17 protein-coding genes are annotated in these 23,606 nt (G+C 67.7%); 11 read left to right on the top strand and 6 right to left on the bottom strand.

The features are described 5' to 3' along the window. The first annotated feature begins 208 nt into the window (after window positions 1–208). Window positions 209–1,462 (top strand): hypothetical protein, encoded by a 1,254-nt coding sequence (locus DL240_RS07615; protein ID WP_111729289.1) that lies wholly within the window; start codon window positions 209–211, stop codon window positions 1,460–1,462. Continuing rightward, complete coding sequence (locus DL240_RS07610; RefSeq protein WP_111729288.1) at window positions 1,459–2,940, top strand: caspase family protein; 1,482 nt, start codon at window positions 1,459–1,461, stop codon at window positions 2,938–2,940. Before DL240_RS07615 ends, DL240_RS07610 begins: the two co-directional genes overlap by 4 nt. A 90-nt stretch (window positions 2,941–3,030) precedes the next feature. Here the strand turns inward: DL240_RS07610 and DL240_RS07605 are convergent, their stop codons facing one another. Next, the gene (locus tag DL240_RS07605) at window positions 3,031–5,238 is read right to left on the bottom strand and encodes a serine/threonine-protein kinase (protein ID WP_146618168.1); all 2,208 of its coding nucleotides are present in this window, start codon (window positions 5,236–5,238) and stop codon (window positions 3,031–3,033) included. 197 nt (window positions 5,239–5,435) lie between these two features. On the opposite strand from DL240_RS07605, the gene DL240_RS07600 reads away from it, so the two are divergent. Both DL240_RS07600 and DL240_RS07595 read left to right on the top strand, forming a co-directional pair. Then, on the top strand, window positions 5,436–5,696 hold the full coding sequence (locus tag DL240_RS07600; RefSeq protein WP_111729286.1) for a hypothetical protein: 261 nt from the start codon (window positions 5,436–5,438) through the stop codon (window positions 5,694–5,696). A gap of 35 nt (window positions 5,697–5,731) precedes the next feature. Next, the gene (locus DL240_RS07595; RefSeq protein WP_111729285.1) at window positions 5,732–6,574 is read left to right on the top strand and encodes a phosphotransferase family protein; all 843 of its coding nucleotides are present in this window, start codon (window positions 5,732–5,734) and stop codon (window positions 6,572–6,574) included. 32 nt (window positions 6,575–6,606) lie between these two features. Here the strand turns inward: DL240_RS07595 and DL240_RS07590 are convergent, their stop codons facing one another. Beyond that, complete coding sequence (locus tag DL240_RS07590) at window positions 6,607–8,589, bottom strand: HD domain-containing phosphohydrolase (protein ID WP_111729284.1); 1,983 nt, start codon at window positions 8,587–8,589, stop codon at window positions 6,607–6,609. 202 nt (window positions 8,590–8,791) lie between these two features. On the opposite strand from DL240_RS07590, the gene DL240_RS07585 reads away from it, so the two are divergent. The 3 genes from DL240_RS07585 to DL240_RS07575 all read left to right on the top strand — a co-directional run bounded on the left by DL240_RS07585 (window position 8,792) and on the right by DL240_RS07575 (window position 11,184). Further along, window positions 8,792–10,141, top strand: a complete 1,350-nt coding sequence (locus DL240_RS07585) for an ATP-binding protein (RefSeq protein ID WP_111729283.1) — start codon at window positions 8,792–8,794, stop codon at window positions 10,139–10,141. Further along, window positions 10,134–10,676, top strand: coding sequence for a response regulator transcription factor (locus DL240_RS07580; RefSeq protein WP_111729282.1), 543 nt, complete (start codon window positions 10,134–10,136; stop codon window positions 10,674–10,676). The genes DL240_RS07585 and DL240_RS07580 overlap by 8 nt, the downstream gene beginning before the upstream one ends. Window positions 10,677–10,785: 109 nt before the next feature. Further along, entirely contained in the window at window positions 10,786–11,184 is a 399-nt protein-coding gene (locus tag DL240_RS07575; protein ID WP_111729281.1) for a high-potential iron-sulfur protein, read from the top strand. Window positions 11,185–11,191: 7 nt separating this feature from the next. Here DL240_RS07575 and radA read toward each other — a convergent pair whose 3' ends face one another. Both radA and DL240_RS07565 read right to left on the bottom strand, forming a co-directional pair. Then, complete coding sequence (gene radA, locus DL240_RS07570) at window positions 11,192–12,622, bottom strand: DNA repair protein RadA (RefSeq protein WP_111729280.1); 1,431 nt, start codon at window positions 12,620–12,622, stop codon at window positions 11,192–11,194. Window positions 12,623–12,631: 9 nt separating this feature from the next. Then, a complete protein-coding gene (locus DL240_RS07565) occupies window positions 12,632–14,794 on the bottom strand; it encodes an OmpA family protein (protein WP_158542426.1) in 2,163 nt (720 codons plus the stop codon). 164 nt (window positions 14,795–14,958) lie between these two features. Here DL240_RS07565 and DL240_RS07560 point away from each other — a divergent pair, with 164 nt between their 5' ends. The 4 genes from DL240_RS07560 to DL240_RS07545 all read left to right on the top strand — a co-directional run bounded on the left by DL240_RS07560 (window position 14,959) and on the right by DL240_RS07545 (window position 22,135). Further along, entirely contained in the window at window positions 14,959–16,815 is a 1,857-nt protein-coding gene (locus tag DL240_RS07560; RefSeq protein WP_111729278.1) for a shikimate kinase, read from the top strand. A gap of 3 nt (window positions 16,816–16,818) precedes the next feature. Then, on the top strand, window positions 16,819–17,853 hold the full coding sequence (gene aroC / locus DL240_RS07555) for a chorismate synthase (protein WP_111729277.1): 1,035 nt from the start codon (window positions 16,819–16,821) through the stop codon (window positions 17,851–17,853). A gap of 458 nt (window positions 17,854–18,311) precedes the next feature. Further along, window positions 18,312–19,244: a prolipoprotein diacylglyceryl transferase gene (locus DL240_RS07550; RefSeq protein WP_111729276.1), complete on the top strand. Its 933-nt coding sequence runs from the start codon at window positions 18,312–18,314 to the stop codon at window positions 19,242–19,244. Between the two features lie 47 nt (window positions 19,245–19,291). Next, complete coding sequence (locus DL240_RS07545) at window positions 19,292–22,135, top strand: heavy metal translocating P-type ATPase (RefSeq protein WP_111729275.1); 2,844 nt, start codon at window positions 19,292–19,294, stop codon at window positions 22,133–22,135. Here DL240_RS07545 and DL240_RS07540 read toward each other — a convergent pair. Both DL240_RS07540 and galU read right to left on the bottom strand, forming a co-directional pair. After that, window positions 22,132–22,707: a hypothetical protein gene (locus tag DL240_RS07540; protein ID WP_146618166.1), complete on the bottom strand. Its 576-nt coding sequence runs from the start codon at window positions 22,705–22,707 to the stop codon at window positions 22,132–22,134. The two genes, DL240_RS07545 and DL240_RS07540, sit on opposite strands and share 4 nt — an antisense overlap. Next, a complete protein-coding gene (galU, locus tag DL240_RS07535; RefSeq protein WP_111729273.1) occupies window positions 22,691–23,596 on the bottom strand; it encodes a UTP--glucose-1-phosphate uridylyltransferase GalU in 906 nt (301 codons plus the stop codon). Before galU ends, DL240_RS07540 begins: the two co-directional genes overlap by 17 nt. Window positions 23,597–23,606 lie beyond the last annotated feature (10 nt).

The following is a 23,606-nucleotide window of genomic DNA, read 5'->3' as shown; positions in this document are numbered from 1 at the left end:
CGCCGGCCCCCGGACCATTCAAACGCTGCATCTCTTCTTCACCGGGCCCGCACCATGACAAGGAGGGCTGACTTGTGGCAAGTTCCATCCGTCGATGAATATTGCTCGTCACAGGGCCGTCTGCCGCCCACCCTACAAAGCCGCGGTGCTCTACCCGGTGATGACCCGAAGTGTTCACTTGTACGACCTTGTTTACGGAGCCCCCCCGATGAAATCTTTTCCCGCTTGCTTTAATGCTTATCGTCCGCTGACCGCTCTGGGAATGGTCGCCCTGCTGCTCCCCTCGCTGGGCACCGGCTGCAGCTCCCACGCCGACAAGCCCGATGTCAGCGCCATGGCCCAGGGGCCCTACGTCGCCGGCGCCCGCGAAGGGGTCTACCTGCGCGCCTCCTTCGACTCCGACCCCTCCATGTACATCGGTCGCTTCATCAGCCCGGGCGTCTCCCCCGACGAGATCGATGAGAACCGCGGCGTGCAGACCTCCTGCAGCCAGTACATCACCTACCGCGAGGTCAACGCCGCCGGGCAGTTCGATGAGTACTACCAGAGCTCCAGCTCGGTGAAAGCCTCCCTGGGCCTGCAGGCCCCCGCGATCAGCGCGGCGCCCTCCGGCGACGCTTCGGTGGGCAATGAGCGCACCACCAACGTGCGCGTGCGCTACAACCTCAAGAAAAAGCTCGTCGCCCACATCGAAGACTTCGACGCCTACAACACCTGCTGTGAATCCTCCGCCGACGCCTGCTCCGGTCAGTACATCGGTGAATTCTGGTCCGGGGAGGGCACCCTGTTCCAGAACACCGGCCGTTCCACCGATGTGGACGTCAGCGCCAAGGGCGGGCCGGAACTCGGCGGCACCGCCTATCAGGTCGGCGGCGATGTCGAGATCGCCGACGGCTGGGCCTGGCGCCGCGCCATCACCTTTGAAGATGTGTACTTCGCCTTCCGCGTCGTCGACGCCGAGATCACCGGCTGTGGTTGGGTGGATCGTCCCCCGCAGAGCGATGAGGGTCAGTACTTCGTAGGCATCAGCCCGCCGGCGGCCACCGGCGATATGGCCCGCACCATGGCCATGCGCAACGCCCGCACGCAGGTCGTTCAGTACCTGGGAGAGGCCATCGTCAGCGAATCGATCACCCGCGCCAGCCTCCAGGGTTACCTGGAAGACGAGCAGGTCGTGGCCACCGCCGCCGAAGGCATCGCCTCCCGGGTCAAAGACGAGCGCTACTGCCCGGCCGAAACCGTCGAAAGCCCCGAAGGGCTCAAATACATCGCCCGCGTGCTGGCCTTCTTCCCCTACGGCGAAGAAGAGCGCGCGCGCCGCGAGATGGTCAAATCCATCGCCGACCAGACCGGTGACCAGGAGGTCCAGGCCCTGGAAGACGAACTCGCCGCCGACGCCACCGATGAAAGCGCCGACGCCACCGGTGAAGAAGGCGCCACCGGTGAGGAGGTCGCACCATGAAGGCCTCTTACCTCAGCGGCCTGGGGCTCGCCATGAGCCTGAGCCTGGGCTTGAGCGCCTGCACCCCCTGGCACGTCAAACAGGGCTTTGAGACCCGCGACGCCCTCTACACCCCCGAGGGCCAGGCCCGCATGGTCGAGATCGTTAAGCAGGGCGGGCCCGACGCCCGCTCCGCCTCCATGTACCTGGTCAACGCCGATGCCGAGGTCACCGCCCCGGTCATGGCGGAGCTGATCGCCCTCTACGCCTCCGGCTGCATGGTGGAAGAGGGCATCACCGAAGACAGCGAAGAGTGGGTAAGCGACGCCACCTGCGAGCCCCTGGTCTCCACGGCCACCAAATTCGGCCGGGACGCGGTTCCGGCGCTGACCAAAACCAACCCCTACGCGGCCTCCCTGGGGCTGGGGGCGCTGGGGGCACAGGGGTCCGGCGGGCTCACCACCCTGGTTTCGGCGCTGGGCTCGGAGTTCCCCACCGTGCGCCGCGCCTCGATTGACGCGCTGCGCAACATCGCCGTCCCCGACGCCAAGGTGCTCCTGGCCCTGCAGAGCGTCGCCGAAAGCGATGCCAACCCCGCGGTGCAGGATGCCGCGCAGCGCGCGTTCCTCTCCCTGGGCGCGCAGCGGGAGACCGCCCCCGACGCGCCGCCAACCGCGGAGCGCCCGACCCCGCGCCCGGTCACGCCGGCGTCTCGCCCCGACGATATCGCGCTGGTTATCGGCGTGGAGGACTACCGCTCCGGGCTTCCGGCCTCCACCGGCGCCCGCGCCGACGCCCAGGCCTTCGCCGACCTGGCGGAGACCCATCTGGGACTGTCGCGGCGCAACATCATCACCCTGCTCGATGACCAGGCCACCAGCTCCTCGCTGGAGGCCTACCTCCAGGAGTGGCTCCCCAAAAACGCCCGCGCCACCGGACGGGTCTACGTCTTTTTTGCCGGACACGGCGCCCCCGATCCCCAGACCGGCGACAGCTACCTGGTCCCCTGGGATGGCGACCCCCGCTTCATCAACCGCCAGGGCATGGGCATCGACGCGCTCACCGAAGGTCTGCGCGACCTTAATGCGGCGGAAGTCATCGTCATGCTCGATGCCTGTTTCTCGGGCTCCGGAGGCCGCAGCGTCCTGGCCGAGGGCACCCGGCCCCTGGTCCCGGTCAAAGACCTGGAGGTCGTCCCCCGCGACGACCAGCCCACGCGCTTTGCGCTCTTAAGCGCCGCGGCCGCCGACGAGGTCACCGGCACGATGCAGGGCACCGATCACGGGCTCTTCTCCTACTTCGTGCTGGAGGGGCTTCGCGGTCAGGCCGACGCCAATACCGACGGCCACATCGCCCTGGGGGAGCTCGCAACCTTTGTGTCTGAGCGCGTCCCCGACGAAGCCCGCCGCGATAACCGCGACCAGACCCCGACCGCGCACTTTGAGCCGCAATCCATCTCCGAGCTTCGCCTGGTCGATCTGGACTCCGACCAGGATTAAGCCCGCGGTCACACCCGAAACAAAGCGAAGCCCGCAGGCCTTAAGGCCTGCGGGCTTCGCTTTGTTGACGCTTCCTTTTTCCCGGAAGCGCTACTCCGCGTCCGGCGACGCCTGACCGGCCTCCAGACGCTCGGCCTCGATCACCCCGCGCAGCGTCTCAAAGGCCTGATCGCTGGCCGGCGAAAACCCGGTAATCCGCTGATTATCTCCCAGACTCGGCACCCCCATGCTCTCCCGAGGGTCAAACTCCAGCAGACTCCGCCTCAACAGCTCCCGATCCTCTGGCGAGACCTCCGCACCGGCCGTCACCGTGTCCTGCGGGATATGCCCGGTGATCGCCAGGGTGCGAATCTGACCGGTCGGAATGTCGTACTCCGCGCCCGACAAAAAAGCCCCGGAGTAGGTCGCCGCCGCATCACACTTGCCGTCGATCAGATCGCGCATCCCCTGGAAATGATCCCCGCTCCAGTGAATCTGCCCGATAAAGCGATCGGGCTCATGCCCCTGGGAGCGCAGGTAATGGCGCGGCAGGAAGTTGCCGGACGTCGAGTAGCGATCCACCAGGCAGAAGGTCCTGCCCTCCAGATCCGCGATCTTCGTGATCTGAGCATTCATCCGCACCAGCAGCAGCGCATCCGACGAAGTTCCGCCGTCGAACTCCTTGAGCGCCAGCAACGCGATCTCCGGCTCCCGGCGCTGGGTCTCCACGTAGAGCATCGGCGGCAACACCGCCGCGGCCACCTCCCCGCGGGTGAGGCGATCGGCCAGGTCGGCATAATCCCGGGTGATCACCAGGGGCACCGGCCGGCCGGTGGCCCGCTCCAACTCGCGATGCAGCGGCAGAAGCTCTGCGTGCAGCACCTCCGGGTCCACCGTCGGTGCCCACCCGATCGCCAGGGGCGCGCCGCTCACGGCCACCGCCTCCGGGCGTTGCCAGACCCACCACAACGACGCGGCCGTCATCACGCCAGCCACCGTCATCAGCGCCACCCCCAGACGTCGGCGGCCAGCCCGGGGCGCCCTCGCCGCCTCCACGCCCCCCTCGGCCGCGACCGGAGCGTTCGTCGGCGTTTCTGGAGTCACCGGCGTCGACGCCGGAAACTCTCTGCCCCGGTCCAGATCCAGCGATAAATCCAGTGAGCCCGACAGCCCGAAGTCCCGGGAAGACTGCCCCGGCCCCCCGCTGGAGCGACTCACCCCGGTGGGACGCTCCACCACCGTGGGCAGATCATCATCGTCGTGGCCCAGCATCGACTTCGAGCGCGAACTCGACCCGGTCATATGCAAGAGCCGTCGACGCTCATCATGGGTCAGCGCCCGCTCAAAGGCCTGAGCCACCGTCGCCCGGCGCTCTTCGAGCTTCTCCCCGGCGACCTCCTTTAAATACTCCGCCACCGGGCGCTCCCCCAGCCCCAGCCCCTCGACCCGGGCGGCCTCCTGCAGCGCCTGACGCATCGTCTCGGCGCTCTCGTAACGCTCGCCACGATCGACGGAGAGCGCACGCAGGATCACCGCCTCCAACGCAGCGGGAACCTCCGGCCGAAAACGCGAGGGCCGAGGCACATCCCCGCCGATGATCGCCTGCATCATCTCCAGCTCGGTGCGCCTCTTAAAGAGCCGACGCATCGCGCTCATCTCCCAGAGCACAATGCCCATCGCAAACACATCCGAGCGCCGGTCCAGATCCTCATGCAGGCACTGCTCCGGCGAGAGGTACGCAAACTTCCCCTTCAGGTTCCCCGAATACGTCGCCTCCACCGTGGCCGTTGTGGTCTTTGCCACCCCGAAGTCCAACAACTTCACGTGCCCGTCACTGGTGCACATCAGGTTGTGCGGCGAAATATCACGGTGCACCAGCCCCAGCGCCTGCCCGTCCAGATCGCGGAGCTCGTGAGCGGCATGCAACCCCCGCAACGCCTGCTCTCCGATGGAGGCCACCACCTCAAAGGGCACCTGCACCCGCCCCGACTGGCTCATCAACAAGAGCTCCCGCACCGTCGAGCCATGAATGTACTCCATGGCAATATGGTAGGTCTGCTCCTCGTGCCCCAACTCGTAGATCTGCACCACATTGGGGTGTGAGAGGCGCGCCACAATGCGGGCCTCCCTCAAAAACATCTCCACAAACGAGGCCTGGTCGGCCAGATGCGGCAAGATCCGCTTGATCACCACCAGGCGTTCCAGCCCGGCCAGCCCCCGCTCGCGCGCCAGAAACAACTCCGCCATGCCGCCGGTGGCCAACCGGGTCAGAAGCTCATAGCGTCCAATCATCTTCGGAGGAGTGTCAGTCGTGGGCACATTCGCCTCTAAGAAAAAGTCGCCCCCATTGTACGCGCTTTACGCCCGGCGTCACCTCTCGCCATCCTCCCCGATGTGACGCCCCGGTAACATCGCGGCGCTCTTGCCAGGTTTACCCCGGATCCATATGCATTTATCCTGCCCTCCGCGACGATCGCCGAGATCGTCCGCTGCCACTGCCTGACCCGGAGTTCTCGATGAAACGACTCGCCACCTGCTTGATGCTCTTGACCACCCTGACGCTCGCGACGACGCAGCTGGGCTGCAAAGCCGCCGAATGCACCCAGATGGTCGACTGCTGCAAGGAGGTCGCCGACCTCCCGGGCGTTGGCGCCAGCTGCAAAGGCCTGGCCATGGACACCCGTGACCCGCAGACCTGTCGCACCGTCACCCGCACGGTGCGCTACATGCTGGAAGATCGCGGCGCCGAGATCCCCGCGGTCTGCCAGCGCCCCTGATCCCTTCGTCGCGCCCCGCCCCCAGGACCCGCCTCATGAGCCTCGACTCCAAACCCCAGACCTCTCCCCGCGCGCAGGCGTCTCCTCCCCTGCCCGAGACCACCCGCCGACTGGCCGACGAGCCCGGCTGGGTCTGGGATGAGGTCAGCGTCGACGCCACTCCCAGATGGCACTTTCGATGGCCGAGCGCGGCCCTGGCCTCCCGTCATCACACCCTGCTCCACGAGCTCGCCAGGGGCGCGCTCGCCATCCCCACCGAAGCCCCTTCCCGCTTCAGCGCCGCCCACTGGGCCGACGCCCGCGACGGCGCGCCCTTCGCTCAAGCCCCCACGCCCGAGCATACCCCGGCGCTGATGCGCTCGCTGGGCCAGGCCCTGCGTCAGCTGCACAACCACCCCTGCCCCGACGGATTCGGCGTCCCCGAACGCCTCCACCTGCCCCAGACCTCGTACTTCCAGACCTTCAACGCCGCCATGGCCGCGCACCTCGATCGCCTGGCCGGCCGTCTTGACGCCGTCCACGCCCCCGAAGCGCACGCCCGCTTCACCGAGCGCTTCGCCTGGCTTCGCCAGAGCCTGAGCGCCTTTCACCCGCGGACGCGCAGCGTCTGGACCCTGGGACAGCTCAGCCCGGGACGCATCCTGGTCAGCGCCGACCACAACCGGATCGTGGCCTTCCTCGACTTCTCCCACTGCGCGCTTCGCCCCCCGGAACACGACCTCGCCCACGCCCTTCGCCCCGAACTGGCCACGGCCAGCCCCCGGACCGAACGCGCCTTCTGGAGCGGCTACGGCGCCGCCCCCACCATGGATCTACGCCGACGCGTGCACTTCTTCAGCACCCTGGCCCAACTCGAAGCCGAACTCCCCTCCCCTTAAACGTGAACCTGCCCGGCCCGGGCGGCCGCCGCTCAGCTCCGCCCACCACCCGGGATGATATGCGCGATGCGCCGCACCACCTGCTGGCCGAAGAGCTCGACCAGCTCGCGGTCCAACTTCTCTTCGGCGGCTTCCATCTCCAGAATCTGCAACGCTCGCTCCACCGACGCCGCCTTGCGATAAGGCCGGTCGCTGGCGGTGAGCGCATCGAAGATGTCGGCGATCGTCAACATCCGCACCTGGGGCAAGATCTCCCGGGCGCCCAGCCCCTTGGGATAGCCGCTCCCATCGAGCTTCTCGTGGTGTGCCCCGGCAATGCAGGGCACTCGCTGCAGCTCCGCGCTCCACGGAATCCGCGCCAGATACTTCTCGCTGAGCGCGGCGTGGCTGCGCATCTCGATCCACTCCGCCTCATTGAGCGTGCCCTTCTGAATGCAGAGGTTCTCCACCTCAAAGCGCGTCAGGTAGGGCTGCGCCTGACCGAGATGATCCACAAAGCTGCGTTCCCCCAGCGCCCGCACCCGCGCCATCTCGTCGGGCTCCACAAACCCCTTGGTGGCCACATACCCCAGCCACTCAAAGGTCTCTTCGAGCTCGGCGCTAAACGCCTCAAATTGCGCGTCGATTCGGGCCAGTCCCCGACCATCGGGGCGTGCCTGGCCAGACTCCAACTCCCGGACATACGCCCGCAACCACTGCCGGTAGCCCAGCTCGCGGATCGTGGCAAAACGCTGACCGATCAGCCGCATCTGCTCCGGCGGCAGGCGCGCCCCTTTCTGCAACACCGACTCACTGACGGCGATCTTACCAAAATCATGCAGCAGCGCGGCGTAACGCAACTCGGTGAGTTCGGTCGGCTCAAAATGAATCTCGCGCAAGCGCCCCGTCTCGATCTCATTGACCGTCTCGGCCAACGCCAGCGTGTAACTCGCCACCCGCTCGGAGTGCCCGGCCGTGATCGGGTCACGGGCTTCGATGGCGTCGACGCTCGCCGCCACAAACCCCTCGAACATCTCCACGATGCTCTCGGTCAGCCGCGCCCGCTCAATGGCAAAGGCCGCGTTGGACGCCAGAATGTTGAAGAGTTCCAGGTCGTGGCGCGAGAAGAGGCTGCCTCGTCCCCGCGTATCCACCTGCATCACCCCCAGCAGCGCATGCTGCCCCACCAGGGGCGCGCACAGGCAGGCGGTGATCTGCGCATCAATGATGCTCTGGGAGACCTCCGCCCCCAGCGAATCTTTGACAAACAACACACTCTCCCGCGTCTGCGCCACGCGTTTGAGAATACTGCTACTCAAGATCGGCGCCTCTTCATCCCCCGGAAGCGCCTGCTCGCCGCGGACCCTGGTCATCATCGGTTCGGTCTTGACCACCGACTCTGGATCGCTGGCCAGGGTCACCGCAAAGAAGTTCGCCGCCGGAAACGCGTCGAAGACCGCTTCCACAAGCAGGTTGAGCACCTCATCGAGCGCCGTCAGCCCGTTGAGCTGACCGGCCAGCCGAAAGAGCACCGCCATCCGCTGGTCGGCGCTCTGCAGCCGTCGGTCGATCGTCTTCATCGGCTGATGCGCCGTGGTGATAAAACGCTCCCCACTGGCGTTCGGCGCGTCCAGAAACTCGGCCTCCGGCCGGACATCAGTCTCCCCCTGCGCCCCACCGCCAACCCGCTGCATCGTCACCTGGATCACGCTGGAGCCCAGCTGCACCTCCGCCCCGCTCTGCAGGCGCACCTGGGTCTGGCGCTCCTTGTCATGAAGGCGCATCGAGACCTGATCGACGATCACCGTCGAGCCGTGACGGCTGCACAGGTCCCGGTAGACCAGATGCCCGGCCTCCACACAGAGTTCCCCATGACGGTTGGAGATAAACCCATCGGTCAGCACGAAATCGTTGCGCTGATCCCGCCCCAGCTGCACGCGTTCCTGCTGAAAGTTACGCGTCAACCCGGCGTCGGGGCCGGTCAACACGGTCAGGCTCAAGATGTGGGGGCTCAAGGAGTGAGATCCGGGCTGCATCGCCTTCCTGCATGATCACAAAAAATGGTTCTTCGCGCGCGCCGCATGCCCCCCGAGACCGCGCCCCGGCTCCCCAGAGCGCGACGCGTTGCCGCATTGTCGCATAGCTCTTTACCATTGTACACGTTGCCCTTAGACGGAATACCCACGCACGACGCGCTGTACCTCTTCCGGCCAGTCCCCCTCAGAGAGCACGCCTGCGATGAGCGCCACCGACATCCCACTCCCCCGCACCGCTGGCGTCGAAGACGTTCACCGGATCAACTTCGCCTGGCTCATTCGCCTGCGCTGGGTGGCCATCATCGGCCAGACCGCCGTGGTCCTGGTCACAAACGCCTTTCTCGATGTCGAATTCCCCTACCCGATGCTCTCACTGGTCCTCTTTTTCGAGGTCCTCTCTAACCTGGCGCTCATCGCCTGGGCCCGCACCGGCCGCCCACGCCACAAAGCCCTGGTAACGCTGGTGCTCCTGGCCGACATCGCCTTTCTCACAGGCCTGCTCTTCTTGACGGGGGGCGCTCATAACCCCTTTAGCCTCCTCTACTTCATTCACGTGGCCCTGGCCGCCCTGCTCCTGCGTCCGCTCTGGACCTGGGCGGTGACCGCCGTCTCGGTGGCCTGCTACATCGGGCTCTACTTTTTCTACTCCTCCCAACACCTCCCCTGGGCGCTACGCGCCGACATCGGCTCAATGGAAATCCAGGGCAAATGGGCCGCCTTCGTCGTCTCCTCGGTGGTGCTGGCCTTCTTCATCAACATGATCCAGCAGACGCTCAACCGCCGCGAAGACGAGCTCCGCCGCGCCCGCGAAGCCGAGTTGCGCAATGAGCGCCTGGCCTCGCTGGCCACCCTGGCCGCCGGCGCCGCCCACGAGTTCTCCACGCCGCTTTCGACCATCGCGCTGGTGGCCAGCGAACTCCACCGCGGCCTGGAATCCCAGGACGTCCCCGACCACTTCCTCGACGACGCTCGCCTGATCCGCGAACAGGTCGAACGCTGTCGCGAGATCCTTCAGCAGATGTCCGCCGACGCCGGCGAGTCGATGGGCGAGCTGGCGCGCCCGGCCCAACTCGAGGAGCTCGTCGCTCTGATGCTCGATGGGTGCAGGGCCCCGGAGCGGGTCGAAGTCCACATCCACACCGAGCGCCCCGCCTCGCTGCGGGCGCCGGTGAGCGCGCTGGCCCAGGCCCTGCGTGGCCTGCTCAACAACGCGCTCGACGCCTCGCCGCCCACACAACCGGTCGAGCTCAGCGCCTACGACGACGGCGACCACCTGCGCCTGCGCATCCAGGACCACGGTCCGGGCATGCCCCCCGAAATCCTTGCCCGCGTCGGCGAGCCCTTCTTCACCACCAAGCCCACCGGCAAAGGCATGGGCCTGGGCGTCTTTTTGGCCCGCACCCTGGTCGAGAAAATCGGCGGCGAGCTCTTCATCGACTCCGAGCTCCACCGGGGCACCGTCATCACGGTGCTCTTGCCGCCGGGCGCCAACACCCCGGTCCATTCCCCCACGCCCACCTCACCTCCTCTCAGGGAGCCTGAAGATGTCTGAAGAGCGTACCCTGCTGATCGTCGACGATAACGAGATCTTTCGCGAACGCCTGGCCCGCGCCTTCCGCGACCGTCGCTTCGAGGTTCGCGTCGCCGAGGGCCACGCCGCGGCCATCGAACTCGCCAGCGACGAGAGCCCGGAATGGGCCATCGTCGATATGAAAATGCCCGGCAAAAGCGGCCTGGAAGTCGTCCGCGACCTCAAGGGCATCGATCCCCTCACCAAAATCGTGGTGCTCACCGGCTACGGCTCCATCGCCACGGCCATCGACGCGGTACGCCTGGGCGCGATCAACTACCTGCAAAAGCCCGCCGACGCCGACGATATCATCGCCGCCTTCGAGCGCGGCGAACAGCCCCCGATGAGCGGCGCCGACCACGACTACCAGGCCCCCTCCCTGGCCCGGGCCGAGTGGGAGCACATCCAGCGGGTGCTGGCCGACTGCGGGGGAAACATCTCTGAGGCCGCACGCCGCCTGGACATCCACCGGCGCACCCTCCAGCGCAAACTCGATAAATACCCCCCGCGCGAATAGCCCCCGCGACATTCTGCCCCATTCTCTGTACACTTCGGTGCTTAGTATTACCGGGTCCCCATACGCATGTGGCGTGGGGGCCTTTACCTTTTTTCACCAGGAGTGTCCGATGAATGAGAAGACCCTGTTGAACCGCCGTCAATTCCTTGAACGCGCCGCGCTCCTGGGCGCCCTGGCCACCGGGGGCGTCTCCCTGCTGGCCGCCTGCCAGCCCTCCGGCTCGGGCCAGCCCTCCGGCTCCAAGCCCAAAGGCCAGGCCACCGGCGCCCAGGAAGGAGGCCAGGCCCAGCAGGTTAACTGCGACGACACCTCCGGCCTCTCCGAAGCTCAGGTGGCCACCCGCACCGCCAACGGCTACGTCGAGCAAACGCCCAAGCCTGACCAGCGCTGCGACAACTGCGCGCTCTACACCGCTCCGGAAGCCGGCGCCTCCTGCGGCGGCTGCACGGTCGTCGCCGGCCCGATCAACCCGGGTGGCTGGTGCCGCATCTGGGCCAAGAAGGCCTGATCGCGCATCACTCGGCGTCCACCGCCTCCACCAGACGCGTGCTTCTCAACGCATCTCCCAGCGTGCGCGCCGTCTCCACCCGTAGCTCCCCCAGGGCATCGGCGTGGGCGTCGACAAAAGTCTCGATCCCCGGGGCGTTGCCCCGGGGCGAGAGCGCCCGCATAAAGCCGAGCTTCTTCGCCTCCACCAGGCGCCCCACGGCCTGGCTGACCGCGCGCACCTCCCCGGTCAACCCCAGCTCCCCAAAGTACACCGCATCCTGCGGCAGAGCCCGGTTGCGAAAGCTCGACACGATCGCCAGGGCGATCCCCAAATCGGCGGCCGGCTCCACCACCTTGACCCCGCCGGCCACGTTCACAAACACATCATGGCCGCCCACCTTCAGCCCGGCGCGCTTCTCGATAATGTTGAGCAGCAGCATCACTCGCCCCTGATCCACCCCGATCGCGGTGATGCGCGGCGGACCATAATTATTCGCGCTCACCAGCGCCTGCACCTCCACCAGCAGGGGCCGCGTTCCCTCCACCACCGGCACCACGGCGCTTCCCGGCGCCCCCATCGGTCGCTCGGCCAAAAACATCGCCGAGGGGTTCTCCACCCCGTGCAGACCGTCTCCCCGCATCTCGAACACCCCGATCTCATTGGTCGAGCCGTAGCGGTTCTTCACCGCCCTCAAGATCCGGAAGTTCAACCCGGCCTGCCCCTCAAAGTAGAGCACCGTATCGACCATATGCTCGAGCACCTTGGGCCCGGCGATCGCCCCTTCCTTGGTCACATGACCCACCAGAATCGTGGGCATCTGCAACCCCTTGGCCAACTGGGTCAGCGCCCCGGTCACTTCCCTGAGCTGAGCCACGCTCCCGGGCGATGAGGTCAGTCTCCCGGTGGCCAGCGTCTGGATCGAATCCAGCACCAGCAAATCCGGCGTATGCTCTTCGATAAGCGCCTCCACCCGCTCCAGGCTCGTCTCCCCGACCACCTGAACCTGCCCCACCTCCACGTTGAGACGCGCCCCCCGCATCTTGAGCTGTCCCATGCTCTCTTCGCCCGAGACGTAGAGCACCTCCTTACCCTGCTCGGCCAGAATTCCGGCCACCTGCAGCGAAAGGGTCGACTTGCCGATCCCCGGATCGCCCCCCAGCAACACCACGCCCCCCCGCACAAAGCCCCCGCCCAGCACGCGGTCCAGCTCCTCCACCCCGCTTAAAACACGCTCCCCGCGCTCGGTGACCACCGACGAGAGGCGCACCGGCTTGGAGCCCCCTTCGGCCCCGTAGCCGGCACGCTTGGCGGCCGCGGCCTGCTCGCTGGCCGAAGGCCGCTCGCGCACCTCCTCCTCCAGGGTGTTCCACTCCTCGCAGCCTGGGCATTTCCCCATCCATCGGGGTGACTCATGCCCGCAGCTGCTGCAGACGTAGAGGGTGCGCGCTTTTGCCATCCCTACTCCTTACTCCTCTTCACCGAGGATCTTAAACTCCACTCGCCGATTCAGGCTGCGGTTTCGATTTGATGTATTCGGGACCAACGGAAGCTCCGAGCCGAATCCCTTCGCGCTCAGACGTTCGCTTCGAATACCACGTTCGACCAGATAATTCCGCACCTCTTCGGCCCGGGCCTGCGACAACTCCATGTTGAAATCGGCGTTGCCCACATCGTCGGTATGCCCTTCGATCTGCAGGCGTTCCACCTGCGGATTCTCCAGCAACACCGCCGCGACCTGATTGAGCACGTTGAACGAACGGTCCAGAATCGTGGCTGCGCCGGTCTCAAAGTAGATCCGCTCGTTGATGCGAATCCGCTCCTCATCGATCTCAACCAGCTGCTCCCCGGCCTCCGAAAGTGAGAGCACCATCTGAAGCTCCCCGTCGGGCTCCAGGCTCACGTCTTGACCGGCGGTCAAAAAGCCCTCGGCCGACGCCGCCACCGTGTAGTCGCCCGCGGACACCTGAGCCTCAAACCGACCATCTTCATCGGTGCGCACCTCCACCGGCCCATCCTGACCGCTCACACGCACCAGGGCATCGGCCAGCGCGTTACCCTCGGCGTCGGTCACCTGACCGCGCACCCAGGCCTCCCGGGGCAGCGGGGTCAGCTGCACCTCCAGGGTCCCCTCCCCTTCGCTCACCGTGTAGCTCGCCAGGGCCGCCTCGTAGTGCGGGTGCTCCACGCGCAGCTCCAGAGCCTCCCCGGGCTCAAATCCGTACGAGCGCCACGCGCCGCCTTCCCCGTCGCTGATCTGACCGGCGAGTTCACGCCCTTCGTAGAAGATCTGCGCCCCACCGACCGGCTCGCCACTCTCGGCATCGACCACCTGGCCCACCAGATAGCCCAGGGTCGGCTCCACCTCCACGATCGTCTCCACTTCGCGCTCTTCAATGATGACCTTCGGACCGCTGGCATCGATGTTCCAGCTCATCCCAAAGATCACATTGTAGGGAAGCGTCACCCCGAGCCCCTCGGCATCGGAGCTCGTCAGCCCCAGGTCCACACCCAGGTGCAGGCCCAGGTTCTCCAGCGGCTCGGCCTTCGCCCCCAGACTAAAGGTCTGAGGGAAAGCTCCACCGCCGATATCCGACACGCAGCGCAGCGCCCGATCCTCATCGCAGACCCCGCCTCGCCCGTTGACCGGCACGCCCAGCTTCCAGCCCACAAAGGGCGTCACGTAGGGAAGGGGCACCTCCGCGCCCACCCCGAACTCCACCAGGTCGTAGGCCGAGATGCCGTAGGCGAAGCGCTCGATCCGGTCGAGCTGCACGCCCTCCGGAACCAGGTTCTCACTCTGATCAAAGCGGTAGCCCACGTTAAGGTGCGCCACCACCGGCACCCAGGCATCGCTCGACTGCGCGGCCATCTCCTCGATATCGAAGCTCGCCAGCAGCCTGGGGCGCAGGCTCAGCGCCGAGCCCGAGAGGCCCACCCCGCCAAAGCCCGAGGGCAAAAAGAAGTTAAGGTCTCCGCCCAACCATACCCCCGGCGACACCTCGTAGCGCCCGATCAGACCGGCGGTCATGTCGCCCTGCGACAACATCGCCTGCGGTCGACCGTAGGTGTTGACGTTGTTGCGCGCCTGCATCCGGAAGTTGAATCCGAAATACTCCAGGAACTGCCCGTTCACCGCCACGTTACCCGTGAGGCTGCGGTTCTCATCGTTGAGGCGAATCACGTTGGTGCCGCCCGACGCCTCTCCCAGAAATCCCACCTGGAACTGCAGCGCCCCGGGGCTAATCGCTGAGGCGATCCCGTGGAAGCCCGGCGCCCCCTCCAGGTTCATCACCGGCGAGATGCGCTCGCGCACCACCGGCGCCTCGACCGACTCCGCTTCGGTGTCGTCTCCATCGGCAGACGCCTCGGCCTCGGCCACCTCCGCGCCCTCTTGGGGCTCTTCCTCCGGCGCGCCCACCGCCTCTTCGGCGACGACCTCTTCGGCGACCACCGCCTCGGGCTCCGCAGCCACCTCGGCCTGGGGCGCCCTCTGCTCGGGAGCGCTTGGCGGCGCCTGGTCCCACACATCATCGGCGCTCGGGAGCCCCTGCGCAGCCGCCGGGCTCGACACCATCATCGCCATCGCAATAAGCGCAACTAACGCGCGTTCTCTATTCGTATTCTTCACTGGGATACCCCGTGGGTGACGCCGCCAACGTCGTCTCGACGGTCTTCTAGGTTGTCCTAAGGCGGCGAAGTATGGCACGCCAGACCCGGTTTGCGAAAGTAGTAGCGCGCTCACCATCGCGCACCATCGTCTCCCCCGCAAGTTTCCTGGCAATCTGAGCCCTCATGAGCCCCTCTGCCCCCTTTTCCTCGCCGGCGGTCCTGCTGGTCGGCCATCGCGGCGTCGGCAAATCCACCCTGGGCCGCCGGGTCGCCGCCGCGCTCGGCCGCCCCTTCGTCGACCTCGACGAGGCCATCGCCACCGGCGCCGGCGCCCCCGTCGCCGAGCTGGTACGCCGCGACCTGCCGGTATTCCGCGCCCGCGAAGTCGCTACCCTGGCCGAGCTCACCGCGCGCGACGACGCCCCGATCATCGCCGCCGGCGCCGGCCTGGAGCGCCTCCCCGACAACGCCCTCATCGTCTGGGTGCACCGCGAAGGCTGGCAAGAGAGCGTGGCCCAGAGCGATCGCCCCCGCGTGCGCCCCGAGCTCTCCCTCGACGCCGAACACCGCTGGATGATCCAGACCCGTGAGCCCCGCTGGCGAGCCGGCGCCCACCTGCACCTCTCGATCCCCCGAACCCGCACCGTGGCGCGCGCCGCCGACGACCTGAGCACCCTGCTCGACTGGGCCGCCCGGGTCCCCCACGCCCCACAGGCCGCCCACACCGCGCTGGTCCCGCTGCGGGCCGACGACCTCCCCCGCGCGCTGCGCGACCGCGCCCTGCTGGGCCTGGGCCGCGTGGAGATCCGCAGCGATCGCTTCGACCACCTCCCCGACCTCCCACACCTGGGCCCCCACGCCGACCATCTCCTGCTCGCCCTGCGACACCCCGACCCCACCTGGCTGCTGGGGCTTCCTGGCGCCGGCGCCTGGGACATCGACCTCGACCACCTCCCCGACGCCCTCCAGGCCGCCGCACGCCTCAAGGACGCTCGGCCCCCGCGGCTGATCCTCTCGGCCCACCCCGGTCAGCCCGCCCCGGCCGGCCTACTCGCCATGATCCAGGGCGCCGACGACCTCTGCCGGGCCCTCGACCTCCCCCCCGAGCGCCTCACCCTCAAATACGCCCCCCCGGCCCCCGACGCCCGCGCGCTCCGCGCGGCCTTTGACGCCCGGCCCCACCTGGCACGCACCGGCCACCCGGTGGCGCTCATCCCCCAGGGCCACCGCGCCGCCTGGACGCGCCATTACCTGGCGGCCACCAACGCCCTGCACTACCTGCCGGTGGGCCTGGGCAGCCGCGACCCCGACCACCCCTCGGCCCTCGACCTTCAGAACTTCCTCCCGGCCCTCACCTCGCCAGCACCCACGCGCTTCGATGCCCTGATCGGCGACCCGGTCCAGCACTCCCGGGGCGACCTCTGGCACCGTCGCGCCGCCTTGAGCGAGGAGCCCGAGCGGGGCTACCTCAAAATCCCCACCCCCGACGACGATTTTGAGGCCACCCTCTCCCTGCTCCACGACCTGCACATCCGCGGCCTCTCGGTGACCTCGCCACATAAGCGCCGCGCCGCCTTGAGTGCCGCCCCCGCGGGCCAGCCCGCGGCCGACGCCCTCAACACCCTGCGCCGCACCCCCACAGGCTGGACCGGCACTGACACCGACCACCTGGGCCTGCTCGCCAGCCTCGACGCCCTCATGGAGCAGGGCGTGATGCCCGGTCCCACGCTCATCTTTGGCCAGGGCGGCGTCAGCCCGGCGCTGCTCAGAGCCCTTAAGGAGTCGCCCTTTGAGCTCGTCGCCCACCTCTCCGCGCGTCAGGGCTGGAACTCGGCCCCCGACGATCTGCCCCCCTTGACGCTGATCATCAACGCGGCATCCTCCTACGCACACCAGGCCCCGGGCACCCCGCCCCCATGCCTGGCCTGGCTCGACCTCCACTACCAAAACGTCGAGCCCCCGCTTTCCGGCCGCATTCACCAGGGCGGCGACGCCTTCTTTGAAGCCCAGGCCCGCGCTCAACGCACCTTCTGGAGTTAAGCGATGTTTGCAAACACCTTTGGTACCCACCTGCGCCTTACCACCTTTGGCGAATCCCACGGCCCGGCCATGGGCGCTGTGATCGACGGCATGCCCGCCGGCGTGGCCATCGACCTGGCCACCCACATCCAGCCCTCGCTCAACCGCCGCCGCCCGGGCCAGTCCGCCATCACCACCGCCCGCAACGAGGCCGACGCCGCCGAAATCCTCAGCGGCGTCTTTGATGGCAAAACCCTGGGCACCCCCATCTGCGTAGTCGTACGCAACACCAACGCCCGCTCCAGCGATTACCGCCCCGACTACTACCGCCCGGGCCACGCCGACCGCACCTGGCAGGAAAAATTCGGGCACCGCGACCACCGCGGCGGCGGCCGCGCCTCCGGCCGCGAAACCCTGGCCCGGGTCATCGGGGGCGCCTTCGCCGCGCGCCTGCTCCCGCCGCAGACCCGCGTGGTCGCCTTCACCCGCCAGATTGGCGAACACCGCGCCCTGGACGTCCCCGGCGATCTCTCCACCGAGCTCATCGACCGCCACCCCACCCGCTGCCCCGACCTGGCGGTGGCCGAGCGCATCTCTCAAGAACTGCTGGAATGCAAAGCCCGCGGCGACTCCCGCGGCGGCATCATCGAGCTCCACATCCTGAACTGCCCCATCGGCCTCGGAGAGCCCGTCTTCGCCAAGCTCAAGGCTCGCCTGGCCGACGCGATGATGGGCATCGGCGCGGTGGTCGGCGTCAGCCTGGGCGACGGGTTCCACGATGCCACCACCTGCGGCATCGACTTCCACACCGGCATCGACGGCCAGGGCCCGGCCGCCGGCATCTCCCCGGCCGCCCAGGGCATCCAGGGGGGCATCTCCAACGGAGAACCCATCACCCTGCGCGTGGCCTTTAAACCCGCCTCCACCATCGGCTCCATGGCTCGCGAAGGCCGCCACGACCCCTGCATCGTCCCCCGCGCCGTCCCCGTCGTCGAAGCCATGGCCAACCTGGTCCTGGCCGACCTCCTCCTCGCCAGACGCCTCAACCAACTCCCCTGAGTTGCGCGTTCTGCACGTACAGATCCACCACTTGAGCCCTCCACCTCCCGTTCTGCACCCCCAGATCGACCACTTGAGCCCTCCACCTCCCGTTCTGCACGCCCAGATCCGCCACTTGAGCCCTCCACCTCCCGTTCTGTACGCCCAGATCCACCACTTGAGCCCTCCACCTCGCGTTCTGTCGACGGTAGAAGCCCGACTTAAGCCCTCCACTGGCGAGTCTCGGGCCCGGAGTTCGCCCGGGCGCCGCCCCCCTTTGAAAAAGGGTGCAAGATCGGGGCATTCCGGCACATCAAAATAGCAGGAATGGGAGTGCCCCGGCGCGAATTGAACCCCTGCCATTTATGCGGTACGCATGCCGGCCGGCGAGTGTTGGCCCGCCGTTTCTGCCATTTCTAATTGACTGAACACTCTTGTGGACGGGCCCCGGTCCGCCACCGGATGACTGGAGTTTCACCATGAACCTGCTCGGGGTCTTACCCTACTGGCAGCTCGGCCCCTGGGAGCTGGGTCCGCTTACCCTCCACTCCTTCGGCCTCTCGGTGGCCATCGGCGTCGCCCTGGCCCTCTCCACGCTGGGGAGTCGCGGACAGAAGATTCTGGGCGTCTCCGGCGACCGGATGCAGAACTTCGGCATGTGGCTGCTCATCTTCGGATGGTGCTTCTCCCACGTGTTTGAGGTCGTGGCCTACCAGCCCCACCTGATTCTGGAAGACCCCCTGGTCCTTTTTAAGGTCTGGGGCTCCATCTCCAGCGTGGGTGGTCTGATCGGTGGTGTGATCGCCTTTTTGATCTGGCGCGCGCGCAACCCCTATGAAGACCACGTGGGCTGGTCCAATGCGGCGGCGTTCAGCCTCCCGATCGCGTTTTTCTTTGGCCGCATCGGCTGCGCGCTGGTTCACGACCACCCCGGCGCCGACGCGACCCATTTCGCGTTGTGGGATGGCATCCGCTCGGTCTTCGGGGAGTCGCTGCCCGAGATCTGGCCCCTGGCTCTGCAGTACCCCGACGGGGTGCCGCGCCACGACCTGGGCTTCTACGAGGCCATCGTCTGGTTCTTTCTGGTCATCTTCGTCTACACCACCGGGCGCAAGCCCCGACGCCGCGGCTTCTACCTGTGGACGCTGCCGCTGCTCTACGCCCCCTTCCGCTTCCTGTTCGACTTTTTGCGCGTCGCCCCGGGCGAAGCCGGCCTGCACGGCGACACCCGCTACCTGGCCCTGACCCCTGCCCAGTGGGTGGCCATCGGGATGTTCGTGCTGGGGCTCTACCTCTGGCAGAAGTTCCGCAACGAGCCCCTGGAAACCTGGAAAGGCGTCGAAGGCCAGAAGAGCGACGACGCGGGCAAAGAGAGCGCGGGCAAGGACGACGCCGCGCCGCCGGCCTCATGACACGCACGACATAGCTCCATCCACCACCCACACCGGGGAGAGATTCCATGCCTGTAGTTCACTTTAACGTCGAAGGCATGACCTGTGGCAAATGCGTCGCGCGGGTCGAAAAAGCCCTCAACAACCTCCCCGGCGTGCTCGACCACACGGTCGATCGCGACGACGCCCGCGCCCGGGTCACCACCGCCCCCGAGGGGCCCGACGCCGACACCATCGCCCACGCCATCTCCGAGGCCGGATACCCCGCCACCCTCCTTCAGGAGGGTGGCGCTGGCGAGGCCGGCGAGGCGGGTCAGCCGCTCGCCAGGACCTTTGAGGTCCAGGGCATGACCTGTGGCAAATGCGTCGCGCGGGTCGAAAAAGCCCTCAACGCCCTCCCCGGCGTGCTCGACCACACGGTCGATCGCGACGACGCCCGCGCCCGGGTCACCACCGCCCCCGAGGGGCCCGACGCCGACACCATCGCCCACGCCATCTCCGAGGCCGGATACCCCGCCACCCTCCTTCAGGAGGGTGGCGAGACCACTACGGAGAAAGGCGACGGGGATAGCGCCCCCGGCGCCGACCATCGCGCGCCCCTAAAGCCTCAGGAAGCCCCCCGGGCACCGCAAGGCGATGAGGAGCCGCCAGACCACGCGCTGCCCGCCATCGACATCCCCTCCGAGCTCCTGGAGGTCCGGGGCATGACCTGCGCCTCGTGCGTGGCCCGCGTGGAAGACGCCCTAAGCAGGGTCGAAGGCGTGGCCGAGGCCCGCGTCAACTTCGCCACCGAACAGGCCCGGGTGATCTGGAAGCCCGACGCCCCCCGCGATCACCAACGCCTCATCGACGCCGTGCACCGCGCCGGCTACGAGATCGAGGAGCCCCCGGCCCCCACCGCCACCGCCGGCGCCGAGCCCCGCACCGGCTCCCGCATCAGTGAGCGCCGCCGGGCCGAGGCCGAGTTCTGGCAAAAACGCTGGATCGCCGGCGCCATCCTCACCCTCCCGATCATGCTCCTGGACATGGGGCCGATGTGGCTCGACTGGCAGGCCAACTACCACGCCGAAGCCACCCGCCAGCTCACCCTGATCTACCTCACCGGCGTGGTCATGGCCTACGTCGGCCAGGGCTTCTTTAGGGGCGCCTTCAACGCCGCGCGCCATCGCTCGGTCAACATGGATACCCTGGTGGCCCTGGGTGCCGGCACGGCCTACATCTTCTCCACCGTGTTGGGTCTGCTCTTCATCGGGGGCGTCGTCGAGCACGCGCACACCTATTATGAGAGCGCGGCGATGATCCTGACGCTGATCGGCCTGGGCAAATGGCTGGAGGCCCGCGCCAAGGGCAAAGCCGGCGAAGCCATCGAGGCCCTGCTCGACCTGGGAGCCAAACAGGCCCAGGTCCGCCGCGACGAACAATGGGTCGCCGTCGACGTCGCCGAGCTTCAGCCCGGCGATGTTCTGCGGGTCCGCGCCGGCGAAAAGATCCCCACCGATGCCCGGGTCCTTCAGGGGCGCTCCGACGTCAACGAGTCGATGATCACCGGCGAATCCGTCCCGGTCACCCGGGGCCCCGGCGACACGGTCATCGGCGGCACCATCAACACCGACGGCCAGCTCATCTTGCAGGCCACCCGCGTGGGCGCCGACACGGCCCTGGCCCACATCGCCCGCCAGGTCGAAGAAGCCCAGGAATCCCGGGCCAACATTCAGCGCCTGGTCGACCGGGTCTCCTCGATCTTTGTGCCGGCGGTGATCCTCATCGCGATGGCCACCTTCGTCGTCTGGGCCCTGGTGGAGTCCCCGGCCGACGCCATCCTCCCGGCGGTCGCCGTGCTGGTCATCGCCTGCCCCTGCGCCCTGGGCCTGGCCACCCCCACGGCCATGATGGTGGGCTCGGGCAAAGGGGCCACCATGGGCGTGCTCATCCGCAACGCCCAGGCCCTGGAGCGCGCCCGGGCCCTGCACGCGGTGGTCTTTGATAAGACCGGCACGCTCACCCACGGCGAAATGGCCCTGACCGACGTGGTTAGCCTCCACGGCGCCGAAGACGACCTGCTGGCCCGGGCCGCCGCCATCGAAGAGGCCGGCCAGCACCCCATCGGCCTGGCCATCATCCGGGCCGCCCGCAGCCGCGAGCTCACGCTGCCGGCGATCCGCGAGTTCAACACCATCGCCGGCGACGGCGTCACCGCCACCATCGATGGCGAGTCCCTGGCCATTGGCAAGCCCTCCTGGCTGGCCGAATTCGCCGGCGTGACGCTGCCCACCGACACCATCGACGCGCTACGCAGCCAGGGAAAAACCGTGGTCGCCATGGCTGCCACCGGCCGGCCCCTGGCCCTCTTTGCCCTGGAAGACACCCTGCGCGACGACGCCACCGAGCTGATCGCGTGGCTCCACGGCCGCGACACCGAGACCTGGCTCATCACCGGCGACAACCCCCAGACCGCCCGCGTGGTGGCCGAGCGCGTGGGCATCCCCCCCGAGCGCGTCAAAGCCGAGGTGCGCCCCGGCGATAAGGCCGCGGCGGTGCGCGAGATCCAGCAGGAGGGACGCCGCGTAGTCGCCATGATCGGCGACGGCGTCAACGACGCCCCGGCGCTGGCCCAGGCCGACCTGGGCATCGCCATCGGCTCGGGCACCGACGTGGCCATTGAGTCGGCCGACATCACCCTGATCTCCAGCTCCCTCGACGGGGTGCGACGAGCCATCTCGCTCTCGGCGGCCACCTACACCAAGATCCGCCAGAACCTCTTCTGGGCCTTTGTCTACAACACGGTGCTCATCCCGGTGGCCGCCCTGGGCCTGCTCCGCCCGGCCTTTGCGGCCATGGCCATGGCCTTCTCCAGCGTCAGCGTAGTCACCAACGCCCTGCTCCTCAAACGCCGAGACTTCTCAAAGGACTAGCCCTCATCCTCGCCGCAGGTCGCGCGCTCCAGGCGCGCCCACAGCTGTCCCCCGCGACTCACCCGCGCGGCCTGCGCTGCGGGCTCCATCCAGAACTCCCAGCGCTCCCCGGCGCGCTCCACCCGGGCGTACACCAGGGCCTCCACCCGCGAGTCCACGCAGATCCGGGCCTCCTCCGCGCCATAGCAGTACGCCAGGGCCCCCTCCACCACTTCCACCCCGCGCTGCGCGCTGTCCACCCGCACGCCCTGGCCCCTGAGCGCCTCGGCCACGTCCGTCGACCACCACAGCGCATGCACCATCCCCCAGGGCCAGTCGGCGCGCTCGCTCAGGGTGATGCGCCGCCCCCGCTCATCGCGCAGCACCCGCTGCCCGCAGTACTCCCGCAGCGTGGGCGCCACCGTGCGCACCATCCAGGGGGCGGCCGCCCCCTCTCCGGCGCGCTGGCCGGCGCCCTCCAGCGCCCACAAAAAAGGCGGCGGCGAGGCCGGCGCCGGCCTCCCGACCAGCCCTACCACCGCCACCGCCACCGCCGCGCACCCGCGCGCCGCCCCTTTACTTGCCCGCCTCATCGGCCTCCCGAACCTTGCGCCGCAGGTACTCCAGCAACCGCGGTCCCATCTCCGGATGGCGCAGCCCGTAGGAGATGTTCGCCGTCAGAAAGCCCAGCTTATCGCCGATGTCGTGGCGACGCCCCTTAAACTCATAGCCCACCAGCGCGCGCTCCCGGCTCAGGCGGCTCAGGGCATCGGTGAGCTGAATCTCACCAGAGGCGTCCGGCTCCACCTCGGCCAGCATGTCAAAAATCACCGGCGGCAGCAGATAACGCCCGATCACCGCCAGGTTGGAGGGGGCCAGTTCCACCGTGGGTTTTTCCACGATGCCCCGCACCCGGTGCAGCCCCGGCGCCCAGTTCTCCCCGGTGATGATTCCGTAGCGCGAGACCTCCTCGTCGCTCACCGGCATCACGCTGACCACCGCCTGACCGTAGCGCTCGTACACATCGATTAACTGACGGGTCACCGGCGGGTTGGAGCCGATCAGGTCGTCGGGCAACACCACCAAAAAGGGCTCATCCCCCACCACGTCACGCGCGCACAGGATCGCGTGTCCCAGCCCCAGGGGCTTCTTCTGGCGAATCGCGATCGTGCGGATCATCTGGCTGATCGAGCGCACCCGCTCCAGCTCCTCGATCTTGCCGCGTACTTCCAGGATGTTCTCAAGCTCGAAGTTATAGTCGAAATGATCCTCGACCCCGCCCTTGCCCCGGCCGGTGATCAAAATCACCTCTTCGATCCCCGCGGCCACGCACTCTTCCACCACCACCTGAATCGCCGGCACATCGACCACCGGCAACAACTCCTTGGGCACCGACTTGGTCACCGGCAGGAGCCGCGTACCAAACCCGGCCACCGGGATCACCGCCTTGCGAACCTGCTTCTTCTCGGGGTTCGGAACCATCTCTCATCGC

The organism is Lujinxingia litoralis, from assembly GCF_003260125.1.
In the GTDB taxonomy this organism is placed as follows: Bacteria; Myxococcota_A; Bradymonadia; order Bradymonadales; family Bradymonadaceae; genus Lujinxingia; species Lujinxingia litoralis.
The sequence above is the reverse complement of the archived record's forward strand: the minus strand, read 5'-3'. Positions and strand labels throughout refer to the sequence as shown.